Origin of the sequence: Xanthomonas sp. D-36-1 (assembly GCF_017746155.1) — a bacterium.
Lineage (GTDB): Bacteria > Pseudomonadota > Gammaproteobacteria > Xanthomonadales > Xanthomonadaceae > Xanthomonas > Xanthomonas cissicola.
Genome location: NZ_JAGHWR010000003.1, coordinates 142,123 through 148,291, shown reverse-complemented (window position 1 = coordinate 148,291; position 6,169 = coordinate 142,123). Strand labels below are relative to the sequence as shown.

Genomic DNA, 6,169 nt, shown 5'->3' with positions numbered 1-6,169 from the left:
TTGATCAGACCTTCCCTAGTGCTGGGCCTCGAATGGACCTACGCCGAACTGGACGCCTTGGTGGGCCGTCTGGCGGCCTTGTTGCGCCGGCGCGGCTGCGTCGATGGAGAGCGGCTCGCGGTGCTGGCGCGCAATTCGGTGTGGCAGGTGGCCCTGCACTTTGCCTGCGGGCGGGTCGGCGCAATCTATGTCCCGCTCAACTGGCGCTTGAGCGCCAGCGAGCTCGATGCGCTGCTGCAACGCGCAGCGCCGCGCGTGTTGCTGGGCGACGATGTCGCGGCCGCTCGCACGGACATGGACGCCCTGGCGGACTTTATCGCCAGTGCCGATGCACTGGAGCCTGCCGACACGCCATCGATTCCACCGGATCGTGTGAGCCTGATCCTGTTTACCTCCGGCACCTCAGGTCAGCCCAAGGGCGTGATGCTCAGCGAGCAAAATCTGCAGCACGCCGCGCATAACTTCGGCGTCACCACGCGCGTGGACGCACGCAGCAGCTTTCTGTGCGAAGCGCCGATGTTTCACATCATCGGCCTGGTCACCAATGTGCGCTCGGCGCTGGCGGTGGGCGGCTCGATCCAGGTTTCCAATGGCTTCGAGCCCCAACGCTCGTTGGGCTGGCTTGCCGATCCATCGCTGGGAATCACACACTACGTCGGCGTGCCGCAGATGATGCAGGCATTTCGCAATCAGCCCGGCTTCGATGCGGCAGCGCTGCGCCATCTCACCGCATTGGTCAGCGGCGGTGCGCCGCACGCCAGCGACGATCTGCTTGGCTGGCTGGACGATGGCATCCCGATGGTCTGCGGCTTCGGCATGAGCGAAGCGGGCACGGTGTTCGGCATGTCGGTGAACTGCGATGTGATCCGCAACAAGCTGGGCGCGGCCGGCATCGCAACGCCCTCGGTGCAGACGCGCGTGGTCGATGACAAGGGCAACGACTGCCCAGCGGGCGTTCCCGGGGAACTGCTCTTGCGCGGCCCCAACCTCAGCCCCGGTTACTGGCGCGACCCGCAGGCAAGCGCCGAGGTGCTTGATGGGCAGGGCTGGTTCCGCACCGGCGATATCGTGCAGCGCGACGCCGACGGCTTCTTCTGGGTCGTCGACCGCAAGAAGGACATGTTCATTTCCGGCGGCGAGAACGTGTATCCGGCAGAGATCGAAACATTGCTCGCAGACCATCCGGACATCCGCGAGTGCGCGGTGGTCGGCCTGGCCGACCCGCAATGGGGCGAGGTGGGTTACCTGGCGATCGTGCCGGCCGCTGCGGCACCGGACCTGGAGGAGATCCGCAACTATCTGGCCGCACGCCTGGCCAAGTACAAGGTGCCCAAGCATCTGCGCGTGGTGGACGCCTTGCCGCGCACGGCAACCGGCAAATTACAAAAAGCGCGCTTGAAGGACACCTTGGCCAGTGACACCTGAGGTGCCGTCGCATGGGCGCGAATGCGCACCGCCAACGGCACGACGGGCAGCCTGGGCTGCCCGTTGCTGTGGCGCGGCGCACGTTCCGATGTATGCAGCCACGCTCAATGGCCCCTGGGCGTCGATGCAACCCAGCATGCATCGCCAAGCGTTGCGCGTTGCGCCAGCCTTATGCGCTCACGCAGACGCATCCAGCAATACATCGTCTTCGCCAACGCGGTCGTCCACCCACACCGCGCCCTGCTCGGCCATGAGGGCCAGCTGGTGCTCCAGCTCGCGCATCAGCAAGCGCACGCCCGGCTTGTGGATTGCGCTGCCATCGCGATAGATCACCCCGCCTGCGCGCGCCTGCGAGGGTTGCTGCAACTGGAAGGCACGCAACTCGCCGCGTGCGATGTCGCCGGCCACCATCATGCTCGGCATCACCGCAATGCTGTCGGTACCGAGCAGGATTTCGCGCGTGAAGCTGGCCGAGCTGGAACGCAACTGGTCGCGCGTTGCAAGTCCGTGCTCGCGCATGACCTGCGCCACGTCGCGTTCGACATGCTGGCTCAGGGTCGGCAGCACCTGCCGGTAGGCCACCGCCTCGGCAATGCGCACCGGCCCATTCGCGAACAGCGGGTGGTCGCTGCGCGCCACCAGCGCAATCGGGTCCTGGTACAACACCTTGCGAATCAATGCGTCGTAGCGGGCCAGCGGATACAACCGCCCGACCACCAGATCGATCTCGTTACCGGCCAGCTTGGGCAACAGCTCATCGGTGCGGCCGTGCAGCAGGCGCACCCGTAGCGTCGGTTCGGTGCGATACAGCGCGGCCAGCACCGCCGGCAGCAAACCGCTAGCCGCCACCGGCAAGGCGCCCACAGTGATCGTGAGCGCATCGTCCTGCAGCAGCCCTTCGAAGGTGTCCTGCGCACGTCGTAGCTGACCCAGCACCACATGCGCAGTCTGCACCAGCACCTCGCCCATCGCGTTGGGGCGCACGCCGCGCGAATGCCGCTCGAACAGCGGCGCACCGACGATCTCTTCGATCTCCTGCAAGGCGCGCGTGAGCGCGGGCTGGGTGACATTCAGGACGCGTGAGGCGCGCAACAGGCTTTTCTGTCGGTCCAGCGCTTCGATAACACGCAGGTGCCGCACCTTGATGCGATGTTCAAAGAACACGGAAGACATTGTCATGGGGGTGGGCCTTACGTTGGGAAGTCGGGTAATGCGGCGATGCAGCGCACGGCCAATACGCACCGCTCAGCGCGCATGGGGCACACGCCGCGTCTGCATGAAGTCTTCGAACGATTCGCCGCGCATGATTGCGTAGACCTGCAGATTGGTCATGCGCACCACACGGGCGAATTTTTCGATGACGAAGAAGTTGGCGCCGTACTGCACCAGGCCAAGCCAGTCGCGCGCACGGATCAGCGCCTTCTCCTGCTCGGTGAGTTCGGCTTCCTGCATCAATACTTCTGCATCCTGCAAGAACCGATCGCGCCACGGGGCGCGGATCATGTGCCAGAAAAAGCGGTTGAGGCGCAGCGCGCGATTGCTGGTACGCAGATCGAACAGGTACGTGCCGCCGATCTGCTCCATGCCATGGGTTTGCGGATTCATCAGCACCTCCTCAGGCCGCGGCGGCAGTGCGCGCAAGCAGCTCGGCCGAACGCGGCGCGCCGGCCGCTTCTTCGCCGGGCTCGTAAAGCACCACGGTCATCGCAGTGGTGGTCATCAGGTAGTAGTTCTGATGCAGCTTGCGGATCGGCCCATCCAGCGCGCCGCGCATCGCCAGCCACATGATCTGCTCCACGCTCTCCGCACCGCCCAGGCGCACGTAATCGGTGTGGGTGAGATGCGTGAGGGTCTCGGGCGCATGCTGGAACCGGTCCAGAAATTCCATGTCCCATTCGGTGTCGTTGAACCCGGTGCGTTCGCCATGGATCTGGTGCGATAGCCCACCGGTGCCCACCACCACCACCCGAAGATCTTCCGGATACGATTCGATCGCGCGGCGCACCGCCTGGCCCAGGCGATAGCAGCGCCGCGCGGTCGGCAGCGGATACTGCAGCACGTTGATGGCGATCGGCACCACCGTGCCCGGCCAGTCCGGCACATGCGGCCATAGCAGCGGCAGTGGCGCCGCGCAGCCATGGTCGATCGGCTTGTCCTGGAACACGGTCAGGTCGAATTCGTCATTGACCAGGCATTCGGCGATATGCGCCTGCAACTGCACGTCGCCGCGGATTGGCGGCAGGTTGCGCAGGCCCGCGCCCTCGTCGGCAACCGGAAAGCGCTCGCCCACGCCCAGCGCGAAGGTGGGATACAGATCGAAGAAGAACGTCGTGCAGTGGTCGTTGTAGAAGAACACCAGCACGTCGGCTCGTTGCTCGGCCAGCCACGCAGCCACTGGCGTGTAGCCGTCGAACAACGGCTTCCACACCGGGTCCTGCTGCTTGCCCTTGTCGTAGGCCACCCCGATGGTGGGAACGTGCGAGGTCCCGATACCGCCGATGATGCTTGCCATGTTGCGCTCCTGCGACGCGGGCCGGGCCCTGATCAGGGCAGGCGCGCATCAGTGGGTGATTCGGGATCTGCAACGCAATGGATCCCAAAAGAGGGCGACCAACGACTCCGGATCGCCAAAACGGTATCCTTGGGATCCAAATTGCCATCAAGCGATCTCATCCGCAAGGTTTTTATACACGTAAGTGCGAGTTTTCCCTGTCGAAGGAACGTGCGCTGCGGTATGGCGCGAGAGAATGGAGCCAATGGCGAACAACCACCGATTGCAAGCGATTCAGCAGCTACGCGAATTGATCCTGTGCGGCACCTTCGCGCCCGGCGAGCGCGTCACCGAGGCGGCACTGGCCGAGCGCCTGGCGATTTCGCGCACGCCGATCCGTCAGGCCCTGCCGGCGTTATGCCAGGAAGGGCTGCTGGTGCAGGCGGGCAGCCGTGGTTACGCCGTGCGGCGCTTCAGCCAGCAGGAAAGCCTGGATGCACTGGCAGTGCGCGCAGTGATGGAAGGCATGGCCGCACGCACCGTCGCCGAACGGGGCGCCCCCGCCGAGCTGCTCGCCACGTTGTATGCCTGCCTGGGCGAAGGCGACCGCATCCTGGCCAGCCGCACCCTCTGCGCCGACGATGAGCAGGCGTATGGCGCAATGAACGCCCGTTTCCACCGCGCCATCGTGGAGGCGGCCAACAAGCCGATCCTGACCGAAACCGTGGAACGCTGCACATTGGTGCCGTTCGTCAGCCCGGTCAACGTCGTGTTCGGCCAACGCACTGCCGCGCTTGCCTACGACGATCTGTTTTACGGACACAGGCAACACGGCGCGATCGTGTCGGCCATCGAGCAACGCGATGGCGCACGCGCGGAATTACTGTTTCGCGAACACGCCAACACGCAACGGCACAGCATGGGAATCTGAAACGCACGTGTTGCGGCGGTTGGACCCACTGCACGCGCTGTGCCGCATATTGATGGATGACGTGGAGTACACGGCGCAAACAGCGCAAGCCGATCCACTCGGCATCGCACCACCTCCATCCCACACGCCGGCCTCCCTGCGCCGGCAATGTGGGACGCAGGACCGGCGCGCGTTACAGCGAGTGCACGATCATCAGGTTATAGCTATTGCCTGCCACCGAGTTCTCGACCTCGAGAGGGAGGTAAACATTGAAGTTGAGAAGGTTCTTTTCGTCGAACCGCCAGGACAACCCAGGGCCGACATAGAACTGCCTGCGCTTGCTGTCGGGGATGCTCTGGTCGTTGGTGCGGTTGTTCTTCAACTGCTGCAGGTAATATCCATTGATGCCCAGACGCAATTGTTCGGTGACCTTGAACGAGCTGGCGAAGTTTGCCCAGAGCACATCGCCGGCCTGGCCATTGCGAAAACGGAACCCGGGAATCGGCGGCACGCCACCGGCGCGGCTGGTGCGGAAGTTGTAGAGATAATTCAGCCGCCCGCTGATTTCCCAACTGTCGCTGGGTTGCACGGTGAAGGCCCAGTGCGGTGCGACCGACCAGAAACCGGTGCTCTGGTTGATGGCGATATCGCGATCGAACTTGCCCACGGGCGCGAAGGCGTCGATGGCGAATCGCTGGAAGAAGAATACCCGCCCCTCGCGCATCACCGGCGGCATCTGCAGCGCCGGCCCGAACGAGATATCGCCCATACCCAAGCCATTGCTGCTCAAGCGCACCGGGCTATCGGCAGCGACGGAGGTATCGTAATTGACCAGCGGCACGATCGCATTGAAGCTCAACGAACCGCCTTTCCAGGTGTATGGCGTGACATAGATGAGCTGAGTCAACGCGACGCTGACGCCAACCTTGGGGTCGCGGAACGCCGGCGAATTGTCGCCGCTGGCATTTTTGATCGCATCGAAATCGTAGTACCGCAGATACTCGATGGCCGTCCATCCAGGCTTCATGGAGCCGAAGCCATCTAAGAAGCTGGTGCCCCCCAAATTGACGCCTTGGGGTGGCGCCGCGGTTTCCGGCACAGCCTGCGCCCATGCTGCTGGCGACGCTGCGGCCAGCAAGGCAGCGATGATCAATGCAGGTTGACGAGGCGACAGCCCACGCGGCAACACCGAACCACAACGAGCAGACGAACGGACGCGTTCCACTAGGCGAATCTCCGATGCAAAGGGAATGGATGACTGCGATGCGACGCGACATGGAGGGAGGAGAAAACGGGACCGGAAGACGGCGGCATGCGGCATGCGCCATCAGGACAGCGATGAG

General features: G+C 64.1%; 6 protein-coding genes. 2 read left to right on the top strand and 4 right to left on the bottom strand.

The features are described from left to right. The gene (locus J7367_RS01365) at window positions 1–1,425 is read left to right on the top strand and encodes an AMP-binding protein (RefSeq protein WP_244672240.1); all 1,425 of its coding nucleotides are present in this window, start codon (window positions 1–3) and stop codon (window positions 1,423–1,425) included. A gap of 177 nt (window positions 1,426–1,602) precedes the next feature. Here J7367_RS01365 and J7367_RS01360 read toward each other — a convergent pair whose 3' ends face one another. The 3 genes from J7367_RS01360 to J7367_RS01350 all read right to left on the bottom strand — a co-directional run bounded on the left by J7367_RS01360 (window position 1,603) and on the right by J7367_RS01350 (window position 3,937). Continuing rightward, entirely contained in the window at window positions 1,603–2,604 is a 1,002-nt protein-coding gene (locus tag J7367_RS01360) for a LysR substrate-binding domain-containing protein (RefSeq protein ID WP_007970087.1), read from the bottom strand. Between the two features lie 66 nt (window positions 2,605–2,670). After that, window positions 2,671–3,030 carry a protocatechuate 3,4-dioxygenase subunit alpha gene (locus J7367_RS01355; RefSeq protein ID WP_007965260.1) on the bottom strand — a complete coding sequence of 120 codons (360 nt, stop codon included), beginning with the start codon at window positions 3,028–3,030 and terminating at the stop codon, window positions 2,671–2,673. A gap of 10 nt (window positions 3,031–3,040) precedes the next feature. Next, window positions 3,041–3,937 (bottom strand): gallate dioxygenase, encoded by an 897-nt coding sequence (locus J7367_RS01350; protein ID WP_057660461.1) that lies wholly within the window; start codon window positions 3,935–3,937, stop codon window positions 3,041–3,043. 235 nt (window positions 3,938–4,172) lie between these two features. Here J7367_RS01350 and J7367_RS01345 point away from each other — a divergent pair, with 235 nt between their 5' ends. Beyond that, window positions 4,173–4,847 carry a GntR family transcriptional regulator gene (locus tag J7367_RS01345; RefSeq protein WP_033481452.1) on the top strand — a complete coding sequence of 225 codons (675 nt, stop codon included), beginning with the start codon at window positions 4,173–4,175 and terminating at the stop codon, window positions 4,845–4,847. 172 nt (window positions 4,848–5,019) lie between these two features. Here J7367_RS01345 and J7367_RS01340 read toward each other — a convergent pair whose 3' ends face one another. Then, a complete protein-coding gene (locus tag J7367_RS01340) occupies window positions 5,020–6,051 on the bottom strand; it encodes a transporter (protein WP_057660463.1) in 1,032 nt (343 codons plus the stop codon). Window positions 6,052–6,169 lie beyond the last annotated feature (118 nt).